Below are 24720 nucleotides of genomic sequence, written 5' to 3'. Positions count from 1 at the left end.
AACCCTTCCGGCATGACCTGAAAAACCATCCCCCACGGAAATCGCTACACTCGACCGGCTTCTCCAAACGGGTACGCCCTTGGTCTCCAGCTGGATCCTGCTCCTGGTATCGCTCGGCTACGCCGCGCTGCTGTTCGGCGTGGCCTGGTGGGGCGACCGCCGCCCGCTGTACCCGGACCGCCTGTGGCTGCGCCCGGTGGTCTACAGCCTGGCGCTGGCGGTGTACTGCTCCTCGTGGACCTTCTACGGCGGCGTCGGCACGGCGGTGCGCTACGGCATCGGCTACCTGCCCATTTATCTTGGCCCGTTGCTGATGCTGGCCTTCGGCTGGCGCATCATCGAGCGGCTGGCGCTGATCGCGCGCAGCGAGAACGTGGTCTCCATCGCCGACTTCATCTCCTCGCGCTTCGGCCGCTCGCGGCGGCTGGCGGCGCTGGTGGCATTGATCGCCCTGATCGGCGTGGTGCCGTACCTGGCGTTGCAGTACAAGGCCGTGGCGATGAGCCTGCAGGTACTCAGCGGCGACAGCAGCGGCGGCAGCCTGTTGACCGACCCGGCGCTGTACGTGGCGCTGCTGATGGCGCTGTTCGCCATCCTGTTCGGTACCCGCCAGGTCGATGCCACCGAGCACCACCACGGCATGATGCTGGCCATCGCGCTGGAATCGATGATCAAGCTGGTGGCGATGATCTCGGTGGGCCTGTTCGCCTACCTGCTGATCGCCGACCGCGGCGAGTCGGTGGTGCAGTCCGCGCGCACGCTGTTCGAAGGCATGCCGCCGGTGGGCTTCGTCTCGCAGACCCTGCTCAGCTTCCTGGCGCTGATCTGCCTGCCGCGCCAGTTCCACGTGGCGGTGGTGGAATGCGGCAGCGCCGCCGACGTGCGCCGTGCGCGCTGGATGTTCGGCGGCTACCTGGTGCTGATCTCGCTGATGATCATCCCCATCGCCAGCGCCGGGGCGACGCTGTTCGGCACCGGGCTGGCCTCCGACGACACCCTGGTGCTGGCCCTGCCGATGTCCGAGGGCAGCGTGGCGCTGGCGCTGGTCGCCTACGTGGGCGGCTTCTCGGCGGCGACCGGCATGGTGATCGTCTCCTCGATCGCCCTGGCCACGATGATCAGCAACGACCTGGTGATGCCGGTGCTGTTGCGCCGCAGTGGCGACCACCGAGAGGCTGCCGACGTGGCCTCCAGCGTGCTGTGGATCCGCCGCCTGGCGATCGTGTTGCTGGCGCTGGTCGCCTACGGCTACTACCGCGTCAGCAACAACGACACCATGCTGGCCACCTACGGGCTGATGGCGTTCGCCGCGGTGGCGCAGTTCGCGCCGGGCCTGATCGGTGGCCTGTACTGGCGCGGCGCCAGCCGGCGCGGCGTGGAGATCGGCATGGTGGTCGGCTTCGCGGTGTGGGTGTACACGCTGCTGGTGCCGGCATTGAGCCACGGCGGCTGGCTGGACGATTCGCTGTTGCAGCGTGGCCCGTTCGGCATCGGCTGGCTGCGCCCGCAGCAGCTGTTCGGGCTGGAGGGCTGGGATCCGCTCACCCACGGCACCTTCTGGTCGCTGCTGCTCAACACCGGCGTCATGCTGCTGATCTCGGTGCGCTGGCGCCCGGACGTGGCCGAACGCCTGCGTGCGGCGCCGTTCCTGGATCCTTACGCCAAGCGCCCGGTGGTCTCCGGCGATTGGCCGGCGCACGTCAAGGTGCGCGACCTGCTGGCGCTGGCCACGCGCGTGATCGGTGATGCACGCGCCCGGCGCGCCTTCAACGAGCAGGCGATCGTGTTGCAGCGCGAACTGCTGCCGTCCGCGGCCGCCGACCGGATCTGGGTGCAGTTCACCGAACGCCTGCTGGCCGCGTCCATCGGTGCGGCGTCGGCGCGCCTGCTGCTGACCAGCCTGCTGCGTGGCTCGGGCATGGACCTGGGCGAAGTGGTGGCCGTGCTCGACGAAGCCGGGCAGGAGCTGCGCTTCAACCGCGAGATCCTGTCCACCACGCTGGAGAACATCAGCGCCGGGGTCAGCGTGGTCGACCCGGAGATGCGCCTGACCGCGTGGAACCGCCGCTACCAGCAGATGTTCGGCTACCCCGACGGCATGCTCTACGTGGGCCGCCCGGTGGCCGACCTGATCCGCTACAACGCCGAGCGCGGCGAGCTGGGGGAGGGCGACATCGAGATCCAGATCAACCGCCGCATCGGTTACATGCGCGCCGGTTCGCCGCATGTGTTCGAGCGCACCGGCGCCGATGGCAAGGTGATCGAGCTGCGTGGCCAGGCCCTGCCCGGTGGCGGCTACGTCACCAGCTACAACGACATCACCGACTTCAAGCAGGCCGAGCAGGCGCTGCTGGAAGCCAACGAAACGCTGGAACAGCGCGTGGCCGAACGCTCGCAGGAAGCCGAGGCCGCGCAGCAGTCCAAGACCCGCTTCCTGGCCGCGATCAGCCATGACGTGCTGCAACCGCTCAACGCCGCGCGGCTGTTCGCCTCGGCGCTGCGCGACAGCCTGCCCGAGACCGACGAGCAACGGCACCTGGCCGAACGCGTGGATGCTTCGCTGCGCGCCGCCGAGGAGCTGTTGGACGGCCTGCTCGATGTCTCGCGGCTGGATGCCGGCGGGCTGCGCCCGACCATCACCGAGTTCGACGCCAGCGTGCTGGTGCGCGAGCTGGCCGCGCAGTACACGCCGGTCGCGGCCGGTCGCGGCCTGCGCCTGCATGTGTTCGCGCGCGCGGCGTGGGTGCGCAGTGATCGCCGGCTGCTGCGCCGCGTGCTGCAGAACTTCATGGCCAACGCGCTGCGCTACACGCGTACCGGCCGCATCGTGCTGGGCCTGCGCGTGCGCGGCGAGCAGGTCGAGCTGCAGGTGTGGGATACCGGCCCGGGCATTCCCGAGCACCACATGCAGCAGATCTTCAACGAGTTCCACCGCTACCAGCAGCCGTTCGACTGGGGCGAGCAGGGGCTGGGCCTGGGCCTGTCGATCTGCCAGCGCATCTCGCGCCTGCTCGACCATGGCCTGAATGCCCGCAGCCAGCCCGGCCACGGCAGCATGTTCTCGATCACCTTGCCGCGCGTGGCAGCGCCCGCCGCACCGCTGGTGGAGGCGCGCCAGGCCACGGCGTTCGGCGGGGATGATTCATTGGCCGGCCTGCGCGTGCTGTGCGTGGACAACGACCAGGAAATCCTCGACGGCATGCGCGCCCTGCTGGGGCGCTGGAAGGTCGAGGTGATCGCCGCCAGCACGGTGGACATGGCGCTGGAAAAGCTGGCCGAACGGCCGGACGTGATGCTGGTGGACTACCACCTGCACGACCGCATGGACGGCCTGGATGCACTGGTTGCGCTGCGCGAGGCCGCCGGCCGGCCGTTGCATGGCGCACTGCTCACCGCCGACGGCCGCGACGAGCTCAAGCGGCTGGCGCGCGAGCGTGGCTACCGCGTACTGACCAAGCCGGTGAAGCCGGCCTCGCTGCGCGCCTTCCTGATGGCGATGAACGCCCCGCGCCAGCGCCAGCAGCCGTAGCACCGGCCTCGGCCGCGAAGCGCGGAATGCGCCGTGCCGTGCTCGGTGCCGGCGCGTGGCGGCGAACAGCAACCCCTACCCGGCCCTCCCCTTGCCTGTGGCAAAGGGAGGAGGTGTTTCATGCGATCGGTCAGACCACGGCAATGCCGCTCCAGCTGCTTCCGTTTGCCGCAGGCAAGGGCAGGGCCCTGCAGTTGCTGCTGCCACGGCACCGGCACCGGACTCAACCCACCGCGGTCAGGTGCTCGTACAGGATCGTGCAGCCGATGATGATCAGGATCACGCCGCCCACGATCTCCGCGCGCTTGCCGGCCAGGTTGCCGAGCACGCGGCCGAGCATGATGCCTGCGGTGACCATCGTCATCGTGCACAGGCCGATCACCAGTGCGACCACGCCGATGTGCACGTCCAGGAAGGCCAGGCCCACGCCGATGGCCATCGCGTCGATGCTGGTGGCAAAGCCGGTGACCGCCAGCGCCCAGAAGCCGTGGCGTGGTTTTTCCGCGGAATCCTCGCCTTCGGCCTCCTCCGGCTTCAGGCCGGCGACGATCATGTGGATGCCAAGCGCGCCCAGCAGCACGAATGCGATCCAGTGATCGAATGCTTCCACGTACTGCGAGGCGGCGCGGCCGAGCAGCCAGCCGATGATCGGGGTGATTGCCTCGATCACGCCGAAGATCAGGCCGGCGCGCAGCGCATCGGGAAGGCGGGGTTTGTTCATCGCCGCGCCCTTGCCGACCGCAGCGGCGAAGGCATCGGTGGACATGGCAAAGCCAACGAGCAGGATGGAAAGTGGGGACATCTTCAGTACCGGGCCGGGCGGACTCAAACGGCACACGGCGCGCCCAACCATTCGTTGCGCACGCGTGCCGCTGGTCTCGCCAACCGGGTCTGGCTGCCCACGCCACGGCGCACTGGCCGAGTATGTTGACGTGAGCGCTTCCAACGCTGGAAGCAGGCTACTCCCCAAGGGAGCGCGGATTCTAGCATGGCCACCGTCTGGGCCCGTGAGGCGAGGCCGAACAGGCCAATGCAATACCCCTGTAACCGCCGTGTGGCCTGATGGGCGCCCGGCCCTGTGCCGCGCGCCGGCCCGGTTGCCCCGCGGCATCGGGTGCTCAAGAAACCCGTTTGCTGGCCGATTTCGAGGCATCCCCACGCCCGGAGTACCGGCCCATGAAGTTCCCCCTCGGTATCGCCCAGAAACTGCGCCTGAGCCTGTTGGCGCTGGTGATCGGCCTGATCGTGATCGGCTCGGCCTATGCCTGGCTCAGCGTCGGCATGCGCAACGCCGACCAGCGCCTGCAACGTTACCAGCAGGATGCCGCGCAACTGGAAGCGCTGGCTGCTGCGTTTGCCGAGGCACGGCGCGCGCAGGCCGAATATGCCATGTCGTTTTCCACTGCCGCCGGCCAGGCCTTTGTCGCTGCCAACAACCGCCTGCAGGCCGCGCTGGTGCCGGCCAAGGGCGGTCCGGGCTGGAGCGAGGCGCTGGCCAAGCCGCTGCGTGCCTACGTCGAATCCGGGCAGGCGCTGGACGAACGCATCACCGAACTCGGCCACGACGCCGACAGCGGCATGCAGGGCGAGCTGCGCGGTGCCGTGCATGAGGTGGAGAACCTGATCGCCGACTACCAGGCACCGGCGTTGCAGGTGTCGATGCTGACCATGCGCCGCTACGAGAAGGATTTCATCCTGCGCCGCGAGCAGAAATACGCCGATGAACTCAGCGCGCAGGTGATGCCGTTCGAACTGTTGCTGCAGTCCACGCGCATGCCCGAGGACGTGCGCGGGCAGGTGCGCGAGGCGATGCAGCGGTATCAAGGTGCATTCCTGTCCTATGCCGCCGCGCGGTATGGCGCGGACAGTGAAACCCAGGCCATGGACGACCTCGCCGCACAGGTGGTGCCGGTGATCGCTGGCCTGCAGCAGGCACAGCGCAGCAGCCTGGCCCGGCAGCGCGACGAGCAGGCCGCGGCACGCCGCTGGATGGACGCCGCCTTCGCCGCCACCGTGCTGGTGGTCGGCCTGCTGCTGGTGAGCCTGCTGGTGCTGCTGCTGCGCGCGGTGGAGCGACCGCTGGCCGATGCCGCCGCGTTCGCCCGCGCCATTGCCGACGATGACCTGGACGGGCGGCTGGTGGTCCGCAATTCGCACGATGAGATCGGACGCCTGGCCACCGCGCTGATGCAGATGCAGTCCAGCCTGCGCGAACGCATCGCCAGCGAGCGGCTGGCCGCGCAGGCCAACCAGCGCGTGCGCCAGGCCCTGGACGTGGCCAGCGCCGCGGTACTGGTCACCGACGCGCAGGGCAGGGTGGTCTATGCCAATCCGGCGCTGGCGCACTCGTTCGCGCTGGCCGACGTCGGGTGGGTGGTCGAGGCTGGGTGCGAACTGCAGGCACTGGGTGTGCAGGTGGAGGTGCTGGCCCGGCAGGCACTGGAGGAGGGCATCAGCGTCAACGCCGACGTGGCGCTGGGCAACACCGGCTTCCTGTTGCGGGTCAGCCCGGTGCTGGAGCAGTCGCGCGTGCTGGGGCTGGTGATGGAATGGCAGGACCGCCGGCTGGAGCGGGTGATCGTCAACGAGGTGGCGGCGGTGGTCGAAGCGGCCGCTGCCGGTGAGCTGCAGGGACGGATCGTGCTGGACGACAAGCAGGGTTTCGTCCACCAGCTCGGCGAGCGCATCAATGCCTTGCTCGACAGCGTGCAGGCCCAGCTGGGCGACGCCACCCGCGTGATCGGCCATTTCGCCCGCGGCGACCTGAGTGCGCGCATGCGCGATGACGGCCGCGGCATCTACGCGCAGCTGCGGCAGGGGCTGGAAGTGGCGATGCGGCAGGTGGGCGGCATCGTCTCCAGCATCCAGCACTCGGCCGGCAGCGTGCAGGACGCGGTGGACGACATGGCCAGCGGCACCGCCGACCTGTCCGGGCGGGTCGAGCAGCAGGTCAGTGACGTGCATGACGCGCTGGCGCGGGTACGCTCGGTGGCCAGCGAGGCCCGCGAGAATGCCGGCAGTGCGCGGCACAGCGCGGCGGTATCCGAAGCGGCCAGCGAGGCCGCCACGCGTGGCAGCGAGGCCACCGCCGCGGCGATCAGCGGCATGGAACAGCTGCGCGCGTCATCGCGGCACATCCGCGAGATCGTCGCCACCGTCGACAGCCTGTCGTTCCAGACCAACCTGCTGGCGCTCAATGCCGCGGTGGAGGCCGCGCGTGCCGGCAGCCACGGGCGCGGCTTCGCGGTGGTGGCCGGTGAGGTACGGATGCTGGCGCAGCGCTCGGCCGAGGCCTCGCAGCAGATCCGGGTGCTGGTCGATGCGTCGCTGCAGCAGGTGGAGGCCGGTGCGCGGTTGGTGGATACCAGCGGTGAAGTGATGCACGACATCAGCGGCCGGGTGCAGCAGGTGGTGACGGCGATGGCGCGTATCGACGCCGGCTCGGAGCGCCAGGTGAGCGCGGTCGATGACGTGGAACGGTTGCTGCGCCGTATCGGCGAAGGCACCCGACAGAGTGGCAATGTCGCACGCGCTTCCTCACAGGCAGCGGCGGAAATGCGCGTGCAGGCGCAGGAACTGGCCGCGGCGGCGGAGCGCTTCGTGGTGGCGGCCGAGTCGGAGGCTGCGAAGACTGTCGCGGGGAACGGGGGGCTGCGACGGTCAGCGTGAAGAGTTGAGCGGTTGAGTGGGAGGGCCGGGGAGGGGGCGCTCTTGCTCTTGCTCTTGCTCCACACCCAAACCCAGCATCACCTGCCACAGATCACAAACGCAGCAATGCCCCCGAACCGGCGTTGCGGCTCAGTCTTCTTCCGGCGGGACGACGATGGCGTCGTCATCGATGGCCAGCTTGCCGGCCATCAGCACCGCCTGGGTGCGGTTGGTTACGCCAAGCTTGCGCAGGATGGCGGTGACATGGGCCTTGATGGTGGCCTCGGAGACGCCCAGGTCATAGGCGATCTGCTTGTTCAGGCGGCCGGCACCGAGCATCTGCAGGACGCGGAACTGTTGCGGGGTCAGCTCGCGCAGGCGCTGCCCGACCTCGCATTCCTCATGGTCGGTGGGTGGCACGTTGTGCGCTTCGGCCGGGGCCCAGCGCTCGCCGTCGAGGATGGTGCCCAGGGCATGGCCGATGGTGTCCGAATCGGCAGACTTGGGAATGAAGCCGCAGGCACCGTGGTCGAGCGCGCGGCGCATCACCTTGGGCTCCTCGCGTGCGGAGACCACCACCACCGGCAGCTGCGGGTGCAGCGAGCGCAGGTGCACCAGCGCGTTGAAACCCTGCGCGCCGGGCATGTTCAGGTCCATCAACACCAGGTCGGCGTCGGGATGCTGTTCGGCCAGGGTGTACAGGGCCTCGACACTGTCCGCCTCCAGCAGCTGCACACCGGGGATGACGCGTTGCACCGCGCCCTTCAGGGCTTCGCGGAAAAGCGGGTGGTCATCGGCGATCAGCAGGGTAGGCATGGCGGAAATCGGAGTTGGCGGAGTAGTGAAACCCCTCTCCTTGCGGGAGAGGGGTAGGGGAGAGGGTACACAGGCCAAGCCCGTTGTGCGCTGCGCGCCTCCCCTCATCCGCCCCTTCGGGGCACCTTCTCCCAGAGGGAGAAGGTGAAGCCACGCAGCTTGCCGTACCCGCGGTTACCGCACCTTGCGCTCTTCCACCAGCGAGGCGACCACCGAGGGGTCGGCCAGCGTGGAGGTGTCGCCCAACTGGTCCGGGGCGTTCTCGGCGATCTTGCGCAGGATGCGGCGCATGATCTTGCCCGAGCGGGTCTTGGGCAGGCCCGGTGCCCACTGCAGGTGATCCGGCGCGGCGATCGGGCCGATCTCCTTGCGCACCCAGGTCACCAGCTCCTTGAGCAGCTCGTCGGTCTGCGGCTCGCCGGCCACCAGGGTGACGTAGGCGTAGATGCCCTGGCCCTTGATGTCGTGCGGGAAGCCGACCACGGCCGCTTCGGCCACCTTCGGGTGCGAGACCAGCGCGCTTTCCACCTCGGCGGTGCCGATGCGGTGGCCGGAGACGTTGATCACGTCGTCGACGCGGCCGGTGATCCAGTAGTAGCCGTCCTCGTCGCGGCGGCAACCGTCACCGGTGAAGTAGTTGCCCGGGTAGGTGCGGAAGTAGGTGTCGATGAAACGCTGGTGGTCGCCGTAGACGGTGCGCATCTGGCCCGGCCAGGAGTCGCGGATCACCAGGTTGCCCTCGGCCGCGCCTTCCAGCAGTTCGCCGTCGGCGCTGACCAGGGCCGGCTGCACGCCGAAGAACGGCAGCGTGGCCGAGCCCGGCTTCAGGTCGATGGCACCGGGCAGCGGCGAGATCAGGATGCCGCCGGTCTCGGTCTGCCACCAGGTGTCCACGATCGGGCAGCGCGCATCGCCGACCACGTCGTAGTACCAGCGCCAGGCTTCCGGGTTGATCGGCTCGCCGACGCTGCCGAGCAGGCGCAGGCTCGTGCGCGAGGTGCGCTTGACCGGCGCCTCGCCCTCGCGCATCAACGCGCGGATGGCGGTGGGCGCGGTGTAGAAGATGGTGACCTGGTGCTTGTCGATCACCTCCCAGAAACGCGAGGTGTTGGGGTAGTTGGGCACGCCCTCGAACATCACCGAGGTGGCGCCGTTGGCCAGCGGGCCGTAGACGATGTAGCTGTGGCCGGTGACCCAGCCCACGTCGGCGGTGCACCAGTAGATGTCGTCCTCGCGCAGGTCGAACACTGCCTCGTGCGTGTACGCCGCGTACAGCAGGTAGCCGCCGCTGGTGTGCAGCACGCCCTTGGGCTTGCCGGTCGATCCGGAGGTGTACAGGATGAACAGCGGGTCCTCGGCGTTCATGCGCTCGGGTTCGCACTCGGCCGGCTGGGTGTCCACCACGTCGTGGAACCAGCGGTCGCGCGGGGCCTGCATGTCCACCGCGCCGCCGGTGTGGCGCACCACCAGCACGGTTTCCACGGTGTTGGTGCCCGGCAGCTTCAGCGCGGCGTCGACGTTGGCCTTCAGCGGCACCTTCTTGCCACCGCGCAGGCCTTCGTCGGCGGTGATGATCAGCTTGCTGCCGCAGTCGCCGACGCGGTCGGCGATGGAGTTGGCGGCGAAGCCACCGAACACCACCGAGTGGATCGCACCGACGCGGGCACAGGCCAGCATCGCCACGGCGGCGTCGACGATCATCGGCAGGTAGATGGTGACGCGGTCGCCCTTCTTGACGCCGAGGTTGCGCAGCGCATTGCCCAGGCGGCAGACGCGCTCGTACAGCTCGCGGTAGGTGACCTTCTGCGCCGGGCTGTCTGGGCTGTCGGCCTCGAACAGGATGGCGGTCTTGTCGCCGCGCGTGGCCAGCTGGCGGTCCAGGCAGTTCACGCTGACGTTGAGCTCGCCGTCCTCGAACCACTTGATGCGGAAATCGTCGAGCTGGTAGCTGACGTTGCGGATCCTGCTGGGCTTGACGTACCAGTCCAGCCGCTCGGCGGCCTTGGCCCAGAACGCGTCGGGGTTTTCCACCGATTCGCGGTACTGCTGCTGGTACGTGGTCTTGTTGATCCGTGCCTTCGCGGCGAACCCGGCATCAACGGGATAAACATCAGTCATGGCAACCCCTCACCTTTGCACTTGTAACCAATGAAAAGGCCTTGTCTGCGCGACAGGGCCGGACAACCCAAGTGTGCCGTATCCACCCCCCCGCGCGCTGCCCCCCGGATTAGACGATGGTCGAATGCACGCCGACTTACGACTAATGGCGAATAGCCGCCCCGTGCCGGCCGACCGCACGCTGGCCGCGACCGTGCAGCTGGTGCGGCCGCAAACGCCAGTCGGGAGAGAGACTGAAAATGAATACATCCGTGTTGAAGACGGCCCGCCGTCCGCTCGCCGCCGCGCTGCTGGTTGCGCTGGTCGCGCCGGGCATGGCGTGGGCCGAGACGGCCAGGGAGAAAGCGCTCGAAGCGCGCGTGGCCGAACTGGAACGGCAGGTGCAGTTGCTGGTGTCCACCCAACAGCAACAGCAGGGCGTGATCACGCAGACCCAGACCGACGTCGGCCAGGTGCGTGCCGCGCAGGCCGACCTGGCCGCACGGCCGGCGGCGACGGTGCCGGCCGGCAAGCAGCCGATCCAGGTCACCAGCATCACACCGGGCGCGACGCCGGGCACCACGTTCAAGTTCGGCGGCTTCATCAAGGCCGACTTCCTGGCCACGCGCACCGGCGACGGCCAGCTCGCCGACGACGCCACCGGCCGCGCGCTGTACCTGCCGGGGCAGACGCCAGTGCACGGTGCCGGCGGCTCGGGCAGGGCCTCGGACGTGGACTACAACGCGCACGCCAAGTTCTCGCGCTTCAACCTGGGCGTGGACCACGTGGCCGAGAACGGCGACAAAGCCGGCGCCATGGTCGAGATGGACTTCTTCGGCAACTCGCTGGGCAACCAGACCGCGACCAACACCTACGGCGTGACCCTGCGCCATGCCTACATGTACTGGAACAACTGGCTGGCCGGCCAGACCTGGTCCAACTTCATGGATGCCGCCTCCATCCCCGAGGCGGTGGACTTCGTCGGCCCGACCGACGGCGTGGTGTTCGTGCGCCAGGCCCAGGTCCGCTACACCAACGGCGGCTTCAGCGTGGCCCTGGAAAACCCGGAGACCACCACCCTCACCGGCACCTACAACCCGGGTACCGGCAAGTGGAACGTACCGTCGGTGGTCAACTCCGACCGTGGTTCGCTGCCGGACCTCACCGCCCGCTACGGCTGGAAGGGTGACTGGGGCACGTTCGGCGTGGCTGGCCTGGTGCGCCAGCTCAAGGTCGACAACCAGGCCACCGGTGCCGATGCCACCAAGGTCGCCGGTGGCGTGACGCTGGGCGGCAAGTGGGTGATGGGCGACAGCGACAGCCTGCACTACCAGCTCACCGGTGGCGAAGGCATCTCGCGCTACATCGGCCTGGGCATCACCGCCGACAGCGGCTACGACGCGATCCGCGACGAGATCGACCCGACCGGCGTGGTCGCCGCCTACGTGGGCTGGCGCCATGCGTTCTCGCCCAAGCTGCGCACCAACCTGATCTACGCGCGCAGCGACTACGACAACGACGCCTCGATCACCGGTAACCTGGTGACCAAGAGCGTGCAGTCCATCCGCGGCAACGTGTTCTACACCCCGATGCCCAAGGTCGATATCGGCGCCGAGCTGATGTACGGCGTGCGCGAGATCGAGAACGGCCAGAAGGGCGACATCAGCCGCCTGCAGTTCACCACCAAGTACAGCTTCTGATCCCGCGGTGCCGGCATGCAGGCCATGCCGGCACCGTCTGCAGGAATGTAGTCCGTACCATCTCCCTACCCCCACGGGGAGCACTCATGTCACCGCCGAGGCGCGTACCCCGCGCCGAGGCGCTCGTATTCCCACGTCTGGAGAATCCCGATGAATGCTTCCGTCGATCCCCGTGTTGAGCGGATCGCCTCCAATCCGCTCTACCAACGCCTGCGCAAGATGCGCAACCGGCTTGGCTGGACCCTGACCGTGCTCATGCTGCTGGCCTACTACGGCTACATCGGCCTGATCGCCTTCGACAAGGCGTTCCTGGCCACGCCGATCGCCGCGGGCAAGATCACCACCGTGGGCATCCCGATCGCGCTGGGCCTGATGGTGTTCACCATCCTGATCACCGGCTTCTACGTGCGCCGCGCCAACAAGGAATTCGACCAGCTGACCCAGCAGATCGTGGAGGAAACCCGATGAGCCATTCCTTCCTGCGATCCGGCGCGCTGCTCGCGCTGATGGCAGCCAGCGGCGCAGCCCTGGCCGCCGGCGGCGACATCGGCCAGACCGTGCGCCAGCCGACCAACTGGACGGCGATCACCATGTTCGCCGTGTTCGTGCTGGCCACGCTCGGCATCACCAAGTGGGCGGCCAAGCGCACCCGTTCGGCATCGGACTTCTACACCGCCGGCGGCGGCATCACCGGCTTCCAGAATGGCCTGGCCATCGCCGGCGACTACATGTCCGCCGCCTCGTTCCTGGGCATCACCGCGGCGGTCATGGCCAATGGCTACGACGGCCTGATCTACGCGCTGGGCTTCCTGGTCGGCTGGCCGATCCTGACCTTCCTGATGGCCGAACGCCTGCGCAACCTGGGCCGCTTCACCTTCGCCGACGTGGCCGGCTACCGCTTCCAGCAGAAGCCGATCCGCATGTTCGCCGCCTCCGGCACGCTGGTGGTGGTGCTGTTCTACCTGATCGCGCAGATGGTCGGCGCCGGTGCGCTGATCAAGCTGCTGTTCGGCCTGGACTACTGGGTGGCCGTGGCGCTGGTCGGCGTGCTGATGATGGTCTACGTGCTGTTCGGCGGCATGACCGCCACCACCTGGGTGCAGATCATCAAGGCCTGCCTGCTGCTGTTCGGCGTGACCTTCATGGCGCTGATGGTGATGTGGAAGTTCAACTTCAGCTTCGAGGCGTTGTTCAGCGAAGCGGTGCGGGTGAAGACCCAGATCGCGGCCAATGGCGGCAAGAGCGCCGAGGAAGCGGCCAGCGCCGGCCTGGCGATCATGGGCCCGGGTGGCTTTGTGAAGGACCCGATCTCGGCGATCTCGTTCGGCATGGCGCTGATGTTCGGCACCGCCGGCCTGCCGCACATCCTGATGCGCTTCTTCACCGTCCCGGATGCGAAGCAGGCACGCAAGTCGGTGCTGTGGGCCACCACCTGGATCGGCTACTTCTACATCCTGATCTTCATCATCGGTTTCGGTGCGATCGCACTGGTGCTGACCAACCCCGAGTACGCCGACCCGGTGACCGGCACCATCCAGGGCGGCCCGAACATGGCGGCCGTGCTGGTCGGCAAGGCGGTGGGCGGCAACCTGTTCATGGGCTTCATCTCGGCGGTGGCCTTCGCCACCATCCTGGCGGTGGTGGCCGGCCTGACGTTGTCCGGTGCCTCGGCGGTGTCGCATGACCTGTACGCCACCGTGTTCAAGCAGGGCAACCCGCCGCCGGGTTCGGAGCTGCGTGTCTCGCGCATCACCACCCTGGTACTGGGCGTGGTCGCGGTGCTGCTGGGCATCGTGTTCGAGAAGCAGAACGTGGCCTTCATGGTGTCGCTGGCCTTCGCCATCGCCGCCTCGGCCAACTTCCCGGTGCTGATCCTGTCGCTGCTGTGGAAGGACTGCACCACCCGTGGCGCGGTGATCGGCGGCTTCCTGGGCCTGGCCTCGTCGCTGCTGCTGACCCTGCTGTCGCCGTCGGTGTGGGTGGACACGCTGGGCAACCCGGCCGGCAGCGCGCCGTTCCCGTACACCAGCCCGGCGCTGTTCTCCATGACCATCGCCTTCGTCGGCATCTGGCTGTTCTCGGTGCTGGACAAGAGCCGCAACGCACAGCAGGAACGTGCGGCCTATCCGGCGCAGGAAGTGCGTGCCGAGACCGGCATCGGTGCCAGCAAGGCGGCCGAGCACTGATAATTGGTAACGTTTGAAACAACGGCCGGCGCTTGCGCCGGCCGTTGTCGTTTATGGGTCGGCTATGGGGGTTTTCCCTGATGCGGGGTCGGAAGACGGCTTCCTAAGATGCGGACAAGGGGAGTTCCGCATCACAGGTCCGTCGTATCCACTTCCAGCCGTCTGCGAGGAACCGTATGTCGTCTCGTATCGCCAGAACCGCGTTGTCCACGGGCATCGCCCTGATCCTTGTCGGAACGATCCCCGCCGTATCGGCCCAGAACGCAGACACGCCACCGGCACCGGCCGACGGCAAGGTGGTGGACATCGCCAGCGTCAAGGTCACCGCCTCGGGCTCGCGCATCGACCGCCCCGGCTTCAACGCGCCCACGCCGACGGTGAAGGTGACGCCGGAGGAACTGCAGCTCTCCACCCACACCAACATCGCCGCCGCGCTCAACGACCTGCCGCAGTTCCGCGGCACGGTGTCGCCGCAGACCCACACCACCGGCGTGGACGCGGCACGCGCGCCGGTCGACCTGCGTGGCCTGGGCACCAGCCGCACGCTGGTGCTGCTGGACGGGCGACGCTTCTCCAGCGACAACGACCTGGCCGCGATCCCCTCGATCCTGATCAGTGGCGTGGACGTGGTCACCGGCGGCGCCTCGGCGGCCTGGGGCTCGGGCGCGGTCAGCGGCGTGGTCAACGTGCAGCTGGACAGCCAGCTGGTCGGGACCAAGGTCGACGTGCAGGGCGGGGTGTCCTCGCGTTCGGACAACCAGAAGCAGTACGTCTCGGCGGCCACCGGCTTCGAGGTCGCCCAGGGCCGTGGCCATGTGGTGATCGGCGCGGAGGCGCTCAACAACGACGGCGTGATTCCCAAGACCTCGCGCCGCTGGCTGGGCCGCACCGCGCAACTGTCCAATGGCGACGGCACCTACACGATGGTCGGCGACGTGGGCTACGGCAACGCCGCCATCGGTGGCCTGATCACCAGCGGCGTACTGGCCGGCATGGCCTTCAACCCGGACGGCAGCCTGCGTCCCTTCCCCGGCTATACCGGCGCATCGCTGATCCAGGGTGGCGAGAGCCCGAGCAACGATGACATCAGCTCGCTGATGACGCCGCAGCGGCGCTACAACGTGCTGGGGCGGCTGTCATGGAACCTCACCGACAACGTCGGCCTGACCGTGGACGTGCGCCATTCGCGCAGCTGGAACCGCTTCCCGTGGTTCGGCGACCACAACCGCGGCACCGGGCTGCGCCTTGGCGTGGACAACGCGTTCCTGCCGGCGGCGGTGCGCGATGCGATGGAAGCGGCCGGAGAGACCAGTTTCACCCTGGGCCGCTTCAACAGCGACTTCGCCTTCCCCGACATCGACTACGACCGTCGCACCACCCAGTTCACCGTCGCGCTGGATGGCGTGGTGGGCGACAACTGGCGCTGGGGCGGCTACTACAGCCACGGCGACAACCAGTCCGACCTGGCCGCGCCGGGCTTCCTGCTGACCAGCAACTACCGCGACGCGGTGGACGCGGTGATCGATCCGGTCAGCGGCAAGGTGGTCTGCCGGGTGACCTTGACCAACCCCGGCTCCGGCTGCGTGCCGATCAACCTGTTCGGCCACGGCGCGCCCTCGGCCGAGGCGGCCGCCTACGTGACCGGCACGCCGCGGCGCATGACCAACACCCGGTTGGACACCGCCGGCCTGGACCTGCGCGGCGAGCCGTTCTCGCTGCCGGCCGGCGAGGTATCGGTGGCGGTGGGCCTGGAGGCGCGCAAGGAGCAGATCGATCAGAAGGTGGGGGCGCAGGACCTGGCCAAGGCGTTCAGCACCTGGAGCTCCTCGCCGATGGCCGGCAGCTTCACCGTGCGCGAGGCCTTCGCCGAGGTGGCCGCGCCGCTGCTGCGCGACGTGCCGGCGCTGCGCGACCTGCAGGTCAATGCCGCCGCGCGCTTCAGCGACTACAACAGCTCCGGTGCGATCTGGTCGTGGAAGTACGGCATGACCAATGAGTTCTTCGATGGCTTCCGCGGCCGCTTCACCCGCTCGCGCGACATCCGTTCGGCCAACCTGTCGGAGATGTACACCACCAGCACCACCGGCTGGTCGACCATCAGCGACCCGCTCACCGGTACCTCGCTCAGCGCACTGGTGATCGGCGGTGGCAACCCGCGGCTGGACCCGGAGAAGGCCGATACGCTGACCGTCGGCTTCACCTGGGCGCCGGCCCGCGCCCCGGGCCTGATCATGTCGGTGGACTACTTCGACATCGAGATCAAGGACGTGATCACCCAGGTGTCGGCGCAGGAAACCGTCCTGCGCTGCATCGCCGGCAACCAGGCCATGTGTGGCCGCGTGGTGCGCGACGGCAACGGCGAGATCGAGCGGATCAACTCCAACTACGTCAACCTGGCCGAGTACCGCACCAACGGCGTGGACGTGGATCTGATGTACAGCCTGCCGGCGGCCACGCTGTTCGCCGCGATGCCGGGCCAGTTCCACGCCCGCGTGCTGGCGACCTGGGTGGACAGCCTGACCACCTACGACGGCAAGAACAGCTTCGAGTACGTCACCTCGCAGGGCCTGACCGGCGGCTCGGGCGTGCCGCGCTGGCGCGGCAACGCCACCTTCGGCTGGCGTGGCGACCGCTATTCGGCGCAGGCGCGCGCGCGTTACCTGTCCGCCGGCGTCTACAACAACCAGTTGCAGCTGACCAACGGCGACATCGGTTCCTACGTGTACTGGGACGTGGGTGGACGCATGCGCCTGCCGATGTCCGCGGACCGCGAGTTCGAGATCTACGCCGACATCAGCAACCTGTTCGACAAGAAATCGCCGCTGGGCGCGGTAGGCTCGCCGTACTACGACGTGGTCGGCCGCTACTACACGCTGGGCGCCCGCATGCGTTTCTGAGCCTGGTCGCGGCGGGATGATCGTCAGTCCCGCCGCGGCGCTTCCCGTCCCTGGAGGAAACCCCCTTGAACATGACCCGTTCCGCTTCTCCTCGCCGCCTGCATCCGCGCCGTCCGCTGCTGGCCGCCGCGTTGCTGGCCAGCCTGTGGCTGCCCGGCACGCTGCTGGCGCGCAGCGCACCGGCGGCGCCGCTGCAGGCCGAGGCGCAACGCCTGGCCAGCCTGCTGCCCGGGGGCGAGCTGGGTGCGGCCATCGTGCACCTGGAAAGCGGGCGCAGCGTCTACATCAACGGTGATCGGCCGTTCCCGATGGCCAGCACGATGAAGGTGCCGGTGGCGGTACATATCCTCGCGCTGGTCGATGAAGGCACGCTGTCGCTGCAGCAGCAGGTCACGTTGAAGGCCGATGACATCTATCCGGAGATGGGCGGGCCGATGGACCTGCACCTGAGCGCCGGTTCGGCGATCACCGTGCGCGACCTGCTGCACATGATGATCACCGTCAGCGACAACAACGCCACCGACATCCTGATCCGGCTCGGCGGCGGCACTGCCGCGGTGGACGCACGCATGCGCGCGCTGGGCATCGACGGCCTGCGCGTGGACCGCTACATCTGGGAGCTGCTGGCCAACTACCGTGGCAACGCTGCCTCGCAGGCCCAGCCGATGGGCCCGGCCGCCTACGCCGAACTCTCGCGCGGCGAGCGCAGCGAGGAGCAGCGGCGCAGCCACACCAACGCCTGGAACGCCGACCCGCGCGACACCAGTACCGCGCGCGCGATGACGTTGCTGCTGGAAAAGACATGGAAGGGGCAGGTGCTGAGCCCGGCCAGCCTGGACGTGCTGCAGGCGATCATGCGCGATACCCGCACCGGCACCGCGCGCCTGCCCGGCATGCTGCCGCGCGACACGCCGGTGGCGCACAAGACCGGCACGGTGGGCGACGTGATCAACGATGTCGGCGTGATCACCCTGCCGGGCGGACGCGGCCATGCGGTGATCAGCGTGTTCGTGCAGTCGCGCGCCAGCAGCCAGGAGCGCGACGCGGCCATCGCCCAGCTGGCGCGGGCGGCGCATGACTACTTCCTGTTCGTGCCCTGAGCGCGCGTGGTGCTCAGCAGGCGGTGCTCAGCAGGCGCACCAGCTGGGCGCGGTGGCCGACGTCGAGCTTGCGGTAGATCGCGCTGATCTGGCTTTCGATGGTCTTGCGCGAGCGGCTCAGGTGATGGGCGATCTCGTCGTTGCGCAGGCCATCGACGACCAGCTCGGCCACGCGTTGTTCGGTAGGCGAGAGCTTGGACCATACCGGCCGCTGGCTGCCCGCCGGCGCGGCCGTGGCCAGGCACAGCAGGTACAGCGGTTGCAGTGGATGGGCCGGCAGCTGTGCTTCCAGGCGGATGTGCAGCGCCTTGCCCGGACATCGCGGGTGGCTGACCGTCGTGCTGCTGCCGGGGGCGACTGCGCCGGGGTGGCCGAGCCAGCGGCGCAGTTCCGCGGCGATGACAACCGGCAGCCCGGACCGGTCCGGTTCCAGCCAGTCGGCGCACAGCCGCTGCGCCGCGGGGGACAGGCTGATCGGGTGCAGCTCGTGGTCGAGGATCAGCTCCGGCAGGCTCTGCCGGTCGAGCAGTGCCTGGTAGACGCTGCGGCGTTCGTCGCGCAGTGAGCGCAGGCGCTGCAGTCCGGCGGACATCAGCGGGTGCAGCTCGTCCAGGAACTGCTGGTGGCCGTCGGTGATCTGTTCGTGGCCTTCGCGCATGCGGATGCTCAGCACCGCTTCCAGGCCGTCCTCGCCCCAGAACGCCATGTGGATGAACTCGTGCCAGCCCGGCGCCGGGTTCTGCGCGCGCAGTCGTTGCCGCGCCTGTGCGTCGCCGGAGGCGATCTGCGACAGCGTGTACCAATGGATGCGCGGATGCTGCTGCAGGTAGGGCGCGGCCACGTCCAGGCTGCGCAGGGGCGGTGGCAGGCCGGAAGGCGTCTCGCCGAGGAAGTGCAGGCTGCGCTGCGGCTGGTAGCCGCAGGTGATGTCGTACATCAGCGTGCACGAATGGCAGGGCAGGCGTTGGCTGACCAGGTCCACGCAGGCGCGCCACAGGGCATGCATGTCCAGCGCCCGGAGCATGTCCTGCTTGGCTTGTACCGGGCAGGCATCGGGATTCACCGCGATGTCATGTTCACGTCCGACCATGGTGTTGCATGTCCCCGAGCCATAAAACGCAGCGGCCGTGACCGCTGTGATCCCCGTACGTCGTGCCGCGCCAGATGCCCGGCCCGGACAGGGGCCGGCATGGACCCTTCTAGCACCCCGTCGCGCGGGCAGGCAAGCCTCGCCCGGGCGGGCGTGGCGACGCTGAGGGCGGGGATGGCAGGGTGCGGCAGCGCGATGCGCTCGTGCGTGCAGCTGCCGGGCCGGTGGGTGCGCCTCAGTCGGTGAGCTCGGCCATGCGGCTGTCCGGTGCCGGTTCGGTCATGCCGAAGCGTTCGTCCAGTGCCCGATACTCGCTGGGCGTCATGCCGACGGTGGCCTTGAACTGCCGCGCGAAGGCGCTCTGGTCACTGAAGCCGCAACGCTGGCCGATGCCGGCGATGCTGCCCTCCCCGCGCAGCAGCCGCATCGCCATCTCGATGCGCAGCTTGATCATGTACTGCTGCGGGGTGAGCTGGAACACGTGGCGGAAGTGGCGCTCCAGCTGCGCCAGCGACATGCCCGCGCGTTCGGCCAGCTGCGGCGTGCGCAGGTTGGTCTCGAAATGCAGCTGCATGTGCGCCACCACCTTGTCGAGCTGGGCGAACGCCGAGTGGCGGCTGTTGGGGCGGCCGAGGTCGCGCGAGACGCCCATCAACCCGGTGATGGCGCCATCGGTGTACATCGGCCGTTTCAGGGTGAGGCACCAGCCCGGGCGCCGGTTCGGGTACAGGTGCACTTCCAGGCGGTCGGCGATCGGGTCGCCGCCGAGGACCTGCTGGTCCTGCAACAGGTAACGGTTGCCCAGCGGCGCGGGGAACACCTCCAGCGGCGAGCGCCCGATCACTTCGCCACGCTTCTTCCTGCCCAGCCGCTGCACCAAGGTGAGGTTGCAGTGCGTATAGCGCCCCTGCCGGTCCTTGATGAAGAACACGGTGTCGGGAAGTGCATCGAACAGGTCCTGCACATCGCTTGAGGAGTGGCGTGCATCCAGGGGCGTCGTCATCACGGTGGCGGCCTTCAGGGTGGCGTGCGGCCGATCCTAGCGCATGCCGGAAGGCGTTTGCGCGTGTTCAGGTGGCTGTGCCGAATTCCGCATGAGCACGCCCAATCGCCTGCTATTCGGGCCTGCGCGGCGAATGGGAGCATGGCCGCATGCACCGGATAGACATCATCGATTCGCATACCGCAGGCGAGCCCACCCGGGTCGTGCTTGGCGGATTTCCCGATCTTGGCCAAGGCAGCCTGCAGCAGCGCCGCGAGCGTTTTGCCGGGCAGTTCGACCATTGGCGCGCGGCGCTGGCGTGCGAGCCGCGTGGCTCGGACACGATGGTCGGCGCACTGCTGCTGCCGGCGCAGGATCCGGCCGCGTGCACCGGGGTGATCTTCTTCAACAACGTCGGCTACCTGGGCATGTGTGGCCACGGCACCATCGGCGTGGTCCGCACGCTGGCCGAGCTGGGCCGCATCGGCGCGGGCCGGCATCGCATCGAGACGCCGGTGGGCACGGTGTGCGTGGAACTGTTCGCCGATGGCCGGGTCGCGGTCGACAACGTCGAGAGCTGGCGGTACCAGGCCGATGTCGTGGTCGAGGTGGCCGGGCATGGCCCGGTGCGCGGCGACGTCGCCTGGGGCGGCAACTGGTTCTTCATCACCGCGCAGGCGCCGTGCACGGTGGAGCTGGCCAACCAGCGCACGCTCACCGCCTATACCGAGGCCATCCGCGTGGCGCTGGAACAGGCCGGCATCCGCGGCCAGGACGGCGAGATCGACCACATCGAAGTCAACGCCACCGCACCGGACGGCAGCGGGCAGATGCGCAATTTCGTGTTGTGCCCGGGGCTGGCCTACGACCGTTCGCCGTGTGGCACCGGCACCAGCGCCAAACTGGCCTGCCTGGCCGCCGACGGCAAGCTCGGCGCGGGTGAGCACTGGACGCAGCAGGGCGTGCTGGGTACCGCGTTCGAAGCGTCCTACCAGCCCGGTACGCGCGGCATTCTGCCGCGCATCATCGGCCAGGCGTGGATCACCGCGCGTGCCACCGTGCGGATCGACCCGGCCGACCCGTTCGCCTGGGGCATTGGCGGTCCGCGGCCGTGAGTGCAGGCGGTACGTTCGAGCTGATCATCATCGGCGCCGGCATCGTCGGCGCCGCCTGCGCCGAAGCCGCGGTGGCCGCCGGCCTGCGCGTGGCGGTGGTGGAATGCGGCGCGGTGGGCGGCGGCGCGAGCGCGGCCGCGATGGGCCACCTGGTGGCGATGGATGGCGATGCGCATGAGCTGGCGCTGTGCAGCTATTCGCTGCGCCTGTGGCAGCGTTGGGCCGATTGGCCACAGGCCGAATACCAACGCTGCGGCACCCTGTGGGTGGCACGCAACGGCGACGAACTGGATACCGTGGCCGCCCGCGTGGATGCGTTGGCGGCGGTCGGCGTGCAGGCCGTGGCGGTGGATGCGGCGGGGCTGTACCAGCGCGAACCGCAGCTTGCCGCGGGCCTGTGCGGTGGCATGCACGTACCGGGCGACGCGGTGGTCTACCCGCCGCGGGTGGCCTGGCGGCTGATCGAAGATGCCTGCCGGCAGGGCATGCAGTTGTTTGCCGGCGCCCGTGCCACGCAGCTGGTCGAGGACGGCGTGCTGCTGGCCGATGGCCGTGTGCTGCGTGGGCCGGTGCTGGTGGCCACCGGCAGCGCATTGCCGGAGTTGCTGCCGGAACTGCCGATGCGCGCGCGCAAGGGGCAGTTGGTCATCACCGACCGGCACCGGCCGTTGCTGCGCCACCAGCTGATCGAGATGGGCTATGCCGCCGCCGCGCATGGGGCCGATGCCGCCAGCGTGTCGTTCAACGTGCAGCCGCGGCCGAACGGCCAACTGCTGATCGGGTCCTCGCGCGAATACGACGCCGCGGACAACGGTATCTCGATGGCGCTGCTGCAACGCATGCTGCGCCGCGCGTTCGACTTCGTCCCGGTGCTGCAGGAGTTGCGTGCGCTGCGCAGCTGGTGCGGTTTCCGCCCGGCCACGCCGGACGGCTTGCCGTACCTGGGCGCGGTGCCGGGCCGTCACCGGGTATGGGTGGCGGCCGGCCATGAAGGGTTGGGCATCACCGCCGCACCGGGCAGTGCGCGGCTGCTGGTCGATGCCTTCCTCGGTCGCAGTCCGGCGCTTGCGCTGGACCCCTATCGGCCGGATCGGCTGCAGCAGGAGGTGGCATGAGCCGCGTCGTACTGAGTGTGGACGGCCTGCGCGTGGAAGTGGAGGAGGGCGCCACCGTCGCCGCCGCCATCGCGCAGGTGCGCAGCAGCTTCCGGCGTTCGCCCGGCGGCGAGCCGCGCGCGCCGCTGTGCGGCATGGGCCTGTGCTTCGAATGCCGGGTCCGCATCGATGCGATCGAGCAGCTGCGCGCCTGCATGGTGGTGGCACGCCCGGGCATGCGGGTGGAGACACAGCGATGAAACAGCATCATTACGACCTGCTGGTGGTCGGGGCCGGCCCTGCGGGCCTGGCCGCGGCCCATGCCGGTGCCCGCCGTGGTGCGCGGGTGGGGTTGGTCGATGCACAGCCGCGCGCCGGCGGCCAGGTATGGCGGCACGACCTGCGCTTCGGCGTGCCGGCGATGGCGCGGGCGCAGATCGAAGGCCTGGAGGCCGCGGGCATCGCGCTGCTGGCCGGGCACGAAGTGACCCTGGCCGACCCGCACCGGCTGCTCGCCGTCCATGCGCACGGCGCAGTGGCGCTGCACTGGCGCAAGCTGGTGATCGCCACGGGCGCACGCGAGCTGCTGCTGCCCTTCCCGGGCTGGACCTTGCCCGGCGTCACCGGCGCCGGTGGCCTGCAGGCGCTGGCCAAGCAGGGCCTGCCAGTGGCCGGCAAGCGGGTGGTGGTGGCCGGTACCGGCCCACTGCTGCTGGCGGCCGCCGCTACGCTCAAGCGCCATGGCGCGACGCTGGTCGGCATCCATGAACAGGCCAGCACCGCGCAGCTGCACGGCTTCGCCCGCCAGCTGTGGCGTTGGCCGGGCAAGCTGGCGCAGGCGGTGGCACTGCGCGCCGGCCTGGCGCCGGTGCCATGGCACCGGCAAAGCACGGTCGTGGCCGCGCATGGCGACCAGCGCCTGCAGGGCGTGGACATCGTCACTGCCGGTGGCCCGCGCACGCGCGTGGCCTGCGACCTGCTGGCGGTCGGCTGGGGCCTGGTGCCGAACGTGGAGCTGGCGCGGCTGCTGGGCTGTGAACTGGACACCTCCTGCACGCACCCGGTGGTGCGCGTGGACCTGCAACTGCGCAGCAGCCATCCCGACATCCACGTGGCCGGCGAAAGCCTCGGCATCGGCGGCCGCGACTGTGCCCGCATCGAAGGCGCGATGGCGGCGTGCTTCGCCCTGGGCGACGTGCGCGGCGGCGAGGCACTGCGCCACCGGCGCGAACATGAGCGTGCCTATGCCGCGCTGCTGGCACGGAGCTTCCAGCCCGGCGAACAGGCCCGCACGCTGGCCGACCCCGACACCCTGGTCTGCCGCTGCGAAGACGTGCCGATGGCCGACGTGCACGCGCACCCGGACCCGCGCCAGCTGCGGCTGGTCACCCGTTGCGGCATGGGTGCCTGCCAGGGCCGCATCTGCGGCGCCGCGCTGCGCGAACTGCGATTGACCTCCCCTTCCACCTCCCCCACGGCCGTGCGGCCGCCAATGACCCCGGTCAGCCTGGCTGCATTGGCAGATGCATCCTTCGACCCATACGAACCAGGTAAGCCTTGATGAGCAATGCAGACTTCTGGCGCGGCGTACTGCCGGCCATCACCACTCCCTTCACCGTCAACGGGACGGTGGACCATGCCTTCCTGGCCGAGCACGCACGCCGCCTGGTCGATGCCGGCTGCAGCGGCCTGGTGCCGCTGGGCTCGCTGGGCGAAAGCGCCACCCTGAGCTTCGAGGAAAAGGTGGCCATCGTGCGCACCCTGGTCGATGCGGTGGGTGCCCGCGTGCCGATCGTGGCCGGCATCGCCGCGCTGTCGACGCAGGAAGGCATCGCGCTGGCCGCGGCGGTGAAGCAGGCCGGCGCCGGTGGCCTGATGGTGCTGCCGCCGTACGTGTACTCCAGCGACCGCCACGAGATGGATGCGTACATCCGCGCAGTCATCGCCTCCACCGATCTGCCGGTGCTGCTGTACAACAACCCGATCGCCTACAAGACCGACTTCAGCCCGGAACAGGTGGCCGCGTTCGCCGCCGAGTTCCCGCACGTGCAGGCGATCAAGGAGTCCTCCGGCGACATCCGCCGCCTGGCCGCGATCAAGGCCCTGCTCGGTGATCGCCTGGTGCTGCTGGTCGGCGTGGACGACCTGATCGTGGAAGGCATCGCGATGGGCGCCGAAGGCTGGATCGCCGGTACCGTCAACGCGTTCCCGGAAGAAGCGGTGCAGTTGTTCGAGCAGGCACGGCGCGGTGGTTACGCGGCGGCCCGCGAGTTGTACGAGTGGTCGTTGCCGCTGCTGCGCATGGACACCGTTCCCAAGTTCGTGCAGCTGATCAAGCTGATGCAGGAGCGCGTGGGCCTGGGCAGCGAGCGCGTGCGCGCGCCGCGGCTGGTGGTGGAAGGCGGTGAGCGCGCGCAGGCGCTGCAGCTGATCGACCACGCCATCGCCACCCGCGGGAAGCGCTGA

17 protein-coding genes and 1 riboswitch are annotated in these 24720 nt (G+C 69.1%); of the genes, 12 read left to right on the top strand and 5 right to left on the bottom strand.

Annotated features, from left to right (window positions below):
• The first annotated feature begins 79 nt into the window (after nucleotides 1–79).
• Complete coding sequence (locus tag ATCM_RS07840; RefSeq protein ID WP_132863965.1) at nucleotides 80–3529, top strand: PAS domain-containing hybrid sensor histidine kinase/response regulator; 3450 nt, start codon at nucleotides 80–82, stop codon at nucleotides 3527–3529.
• Nucleotides 3530–3752: 223 nt separating this feature from the next.
• Here the strand turns inward: ATCM_RS07840 and ATCM_RS07835 are convergent, their stop codons facing one another.
• A complete protein-coding gene (locus ATCM_RS07835) occupies nucleotides 3753–4331 on the bottom strand; it encodes a manganese efflux pump MntP family protein (RefSeq protein WP_132863963.1) in 579 nt (192 codons plus the stop codon).
• An 11-nt stretch (nucleotides 4332–4342) separates the two neighbouring features.
• Nucleotides 4343–4499, bottom strand: a riboswitch (yybP-ykoY riboswitch).
• Nucleotides 4500–4705: 206 nt separating this feature from the next.
• Between ATCM_RS07835 and ATCM_RS07830 the strand changes: the two genes are divergently transcribed.
• Nucleotides 4706–7198 carry a methyl-accepting chemotaxis protein gene (locus ATCM_RS07830; protein WP_165931150.1) on the top strand — a complete coding sequence of 831 codons (2493 nt, stop codon included), beginning with the start codon at nucleotides 4706–4708 and terminating at the stop codon, nucleotides 7196–7198.
• A 129-nt stretch (nucleotides 7199–7327) separates the two neighbouring features.
• Here the strand turns inward: ATCM_RS07830 and ATCM_RS07825 are convergent, their stop codons facing one another.
• Both ATCM_RS07825 and acs read right to left on the bottom strand, forming a co-directional pair.
• On the bottom strand, nucleotides 7328–7993 hold the full coding sequence (locus tag ATCM_RS07825) for a response regulator transcription factor (protein WP_132863961.1): 666 nt from the start codon (nucleotides 7991–7993) through the stop codon (nucleotides 7328–7330).
• Nucleotides 7994–8167: 174 nt separating this feature from the next.
• Nucleotides 8168–10111, bottom strand: coding sequence for an acetate--CoA ligase (acs, locus tag ATCM_RS07820; RefSeq protein WP_132863959.1), 1944 nt, complete (start codon nucleotides 10109–10111; stop codon nucleotides 8168–8170).
• Nucleotides 10112–10350: 239 nt separating this feature from the next.
• On the opposite strand from acs, the gene ATCM_RS07815 reads away from it, so the two are divergent.
• From ATCM_RS07815 to bla, 5 genes are all read left to right on the top strand, one after another.
• Nucleotides 10351–11790 (top strand): DcaP family trimeric outer membrane transporter, encoded by a 1440-nt coding sequence (locus ATCM_RS07815; protein ID WP_132863958.1) that lies wholly within the window; start codon nucleotides 10351–10353, stop codon nucleotides 11788–11790.
• Between the two features lie 150 nt (nucleotides 11791–11940).
• Complete coding sequence (locus ATCM_RS07810; RefSeq protein WP_132863956.1) at nucleotides 11941–12258, top strand: DUF485 domain-containing protein; 318 nt, start codon at nucleotides 11941–11943, stop codon at nucleotides 12256–12258.
• Entirely contained in the window at nucleotides 12255–13976 is a 1722-nt protein-coding gene (locus ATCM_RS07805) for a cation acetate symporter (protein ID WP_132863955.1), read from the top strand. Before ATCM_RS07810 ends, ATCM_RS07805 begins: the two co-directional genes overlap by 4 nt.
• Nucleotides 13977–14152: 176 nt before the next feature.
• Nucleotides 14153–16873, top strand: coding sequence for a TonB-dependent receptor (locus tag ATCM_RS07800; RefSeq protein ID WP_132863953.1), 2721 nt, complete (start codon nucleotides 14153–14155; stop codon nucleotides 16871–16873).
• Between the two features lie 71 nt (nucleotides 16874–16944).
• Nucleotides 16945–17973 (top strand): class A beta-lactamase, encoded by a 1029-nt coding sequence (gene bla, locus ATCM_RS07795; protein ID WP_132863951.1) that lies wholly within the window; start codon nucleotides 16945–16947, stop codon nucleotides 17971–17973.
• Nucleotides 17974–17986: 13 nt separating this feature from the next.
• On the opposite strand, the gene ATCM_RS07790 is transcribed toward bla, so the two are convergent.
• Entirely contained in the window at nucleotides 17987–19063 is a 1077-nt protein-coding gene (locus ATCM_RS07790) for a helix-turn-helix transcriptional regulator (protein WP_132863950.1), read from the bottom strand.
• A 235-nt stretch (nucleotides 19064–19298) separates the two neighbouring features.
• Nucleotides 19299–20066 (bottom strand): AraC family transcriptional regulator, encoded by a 768-nt coding sequence (locus ATCM_RS07785; protein ID WP_132863948.1) that lies wholly within the window; start codon nucleotides 20064–20066, stop codon nucleotides 19299–19301.
• Nucleotides 20067–20215: 149 nt separating this feature from the next.
• Between ATCM_RS07785 and ATCM_RS07780 the strand changes: the two genes are divergently transcribed.
• The 5 genes from ATCM_RS07780 to ATCM_RS07760 are packed head-to-tail and all read left to right on the top strand — an operon-like array spanning nucleotide 20216 to nucleotide 24720.
• The gene (locus ATCM_RS07780; protein ID WP_132863947.1) at nucleotides 20216–21160 is read left to right on the top strand and encodes a proline racemase family protein; all 945 of its coding nucleotides are present in this window, start codon (nucleotides 20216–20218) and stop codon (nucleotides 21158–21160) included.
• Nucleotides 21133–22275 (top strand): FAD-dependent oxidoreductase, encoded by a 1143-nt coding sequence (locus ATCM_RS07775; protein ID WP_165931237.1) that lies wholly within the window; start codon nucleotides 21133–21135, stop codon nucleotides 22273–22275. Before ATCM_RS07780 ends, ATCM_RS07775 begins: the two co-directional genes overlap by 28 nt.
• The gene (locus ATCM_RS07770; RefSeq protein WP_132863943.1) at nucleotides 22272–22514 is read left to right on the top strand and encodes a (2Fe-2S)-binding protein; all 243 of its coding nucleotides are present in this window, start codon (nucleotides 22272–22274) and stop codon (nucleotides 22512–22514) included. The genes ATCM_RS07775 and ATCM_RS07770 overlap by 4 nt, the downstream gene beginning before the upstream one ends.
• The gene (locus tag ATCM_RS07765) at nucleotides 22511–23815 is read left to right on the top strand and encodes an FAD/NAD(P)-binding oxidoreductase (RefSeq protein WP_132863941.1); all 1305 of its coding nucleotides are present in this window, start codon (nucleotides 22511–22513) and stop codon (nucleotides 23813–23815) included. Before ATCM_RS07770 ends, ATCM_RS07765 begins: the two co-directional genes overlap by 4 nt.
• Entirely contained in the window at nucleotides 23815–24720 is a 906-nt protein-coding gene (locus ATCM_RS07760) for a dihydrodipicolinate synthase family protein (RefSeq protein WP_132863939.1), read from the top strand. The genes ATCM_RS07765 and ATCM_RS07760 overlap by 1 nt, the downstream gene beginning before the upstream one ends.

This window comes from Stenotrophomonas sp. ATCM1_4, assembly GCF_004348115.1.
Classification (GTDB): Bacteria; Pseudomonadota; Gammaproteobacteria; order Xanthomonadales; family Xanthomonadaceae; genus Stenotrophomonas; species Stenotrophomonas capsici.
The sequence above is the reverse complement of the archived record's forward strand: the minus strand, read 5'-3'. Positions and strand labels throughout refer to the sequence as shown.

What these genes read in the sequence shown, in the direction of transcription:
- ATCM_RS07835 (WP_132863963.1), bottom strand. Translation starts at nt 4,331, where the DNA reads ATGTCCCCACTTTCCATCCTGCTCGTTGGCTTTGCCATGTCCACCGAT.
- ATCM_RS07830 (WP_165931150.1), top strand. Translation starts at nt 4,706, where the DNA reads ATGAAGTTCCCCCTCGGTATCGCCCAGAAACTGCGCCTGAGCCTGTTG.
- ATCM_RS07825 (WP_132863961.1), bottom strand. Translation starts at nt 7,993, where the DNA reads ATGCCTACCCTGCTGATCGCCGATGACCACCCGCTTTTCCGCGAAGCC.
- acs (WP_132863959.1), bottom strand. Translation starts at nt 10,111, where the DNA reads ATGACTGATGTTTATCCCGTTGATGCCGGGTTCGCCGCGAAGGCACGG.
- ATCM_RS07815 (WP_132863958.1), top strand. Translation starts at nt 10,351, where the DNA reads ATGAATACATCCGTGTTGAAGACGGCCCGCCGTCCGCTCGCCGCCGCG.
- ATCM_RS07810 (WP_132863956.1), top strand. Translation starts at nt 11,941, where the DNA reads ATGAATGCTTCCGTCGATCCCCGTGTTGAGCGGATCGCCTCCAATCCG.
- ATCM_RS07805 (WP_132863955.1), top strand. Translation starts at nt 12,255, where the DNA reads ATGAGCCATTCCTTCCTGCGATCCGGCGCGCTGCTCGCGCTGATGGCA.
- ATCM_RS07800 (WP_132863953.1), top strand. Translation starts at nt 14,153, where the DNA reads ATGTCGTCTCGTATCGCCAGAACCGCGTTGTCCACGGGCATCGCCCTG.
- bla (WP_132863951.1), top strand. Translation starts at nt 16,945, where the DNA reads ATGACCCGTTCCGCTTCTCCTCGCCGCCTGCATCCGCGCCGTCCGCTG.
- ATCM_RS07790 (WP_132863950.1), bottom strand. Translation starts at nt 19,063, where the DNA reads ATGGTCGGACGTGAACATGACATCGCGGTGAATCCCGATGCCTGCCCG.
- ATCM_RS07785 (WP_132863948.1), bottom strand. Translation starts at nt 20,066, where the DNA reads ATGACGACGCCCCTGGATGCACGCCACTCCTCAAGCGATGTGCAGGAC.
- ATCM_RS07780 (WP_132863947.1), top strand. Translation starts at nt 20,216, where the DNA reads ATGCACCGGATAGACATCATCGATTCGCATACCGCAGGCGAGCCCACC.
- ATCM_RS07770 (WP_132863943.1), top strand. Translation starts at nt 22,272, where the DNA reads ATGAGCCGCGTCGTACTGAGTGTGGACGGCCTGCGCGTGGAAGTGGAG.
- ATCM_RS07765 (WP_132863941.1), top strand. Translation starts at nt 22,511, where the DNA reads ATGAAACAGCATCATTACGACCTGCTGGTGGTCGGGGCCGGCCCTGCG.
- ATCM_RS07760 (WP_132863939.1), top strand. Translation starts at nt 23,815, where the DNA reads ATGAGCAATGCAGACTTCTGGCGCGGCGTACTGCCGGCCATCACCACT.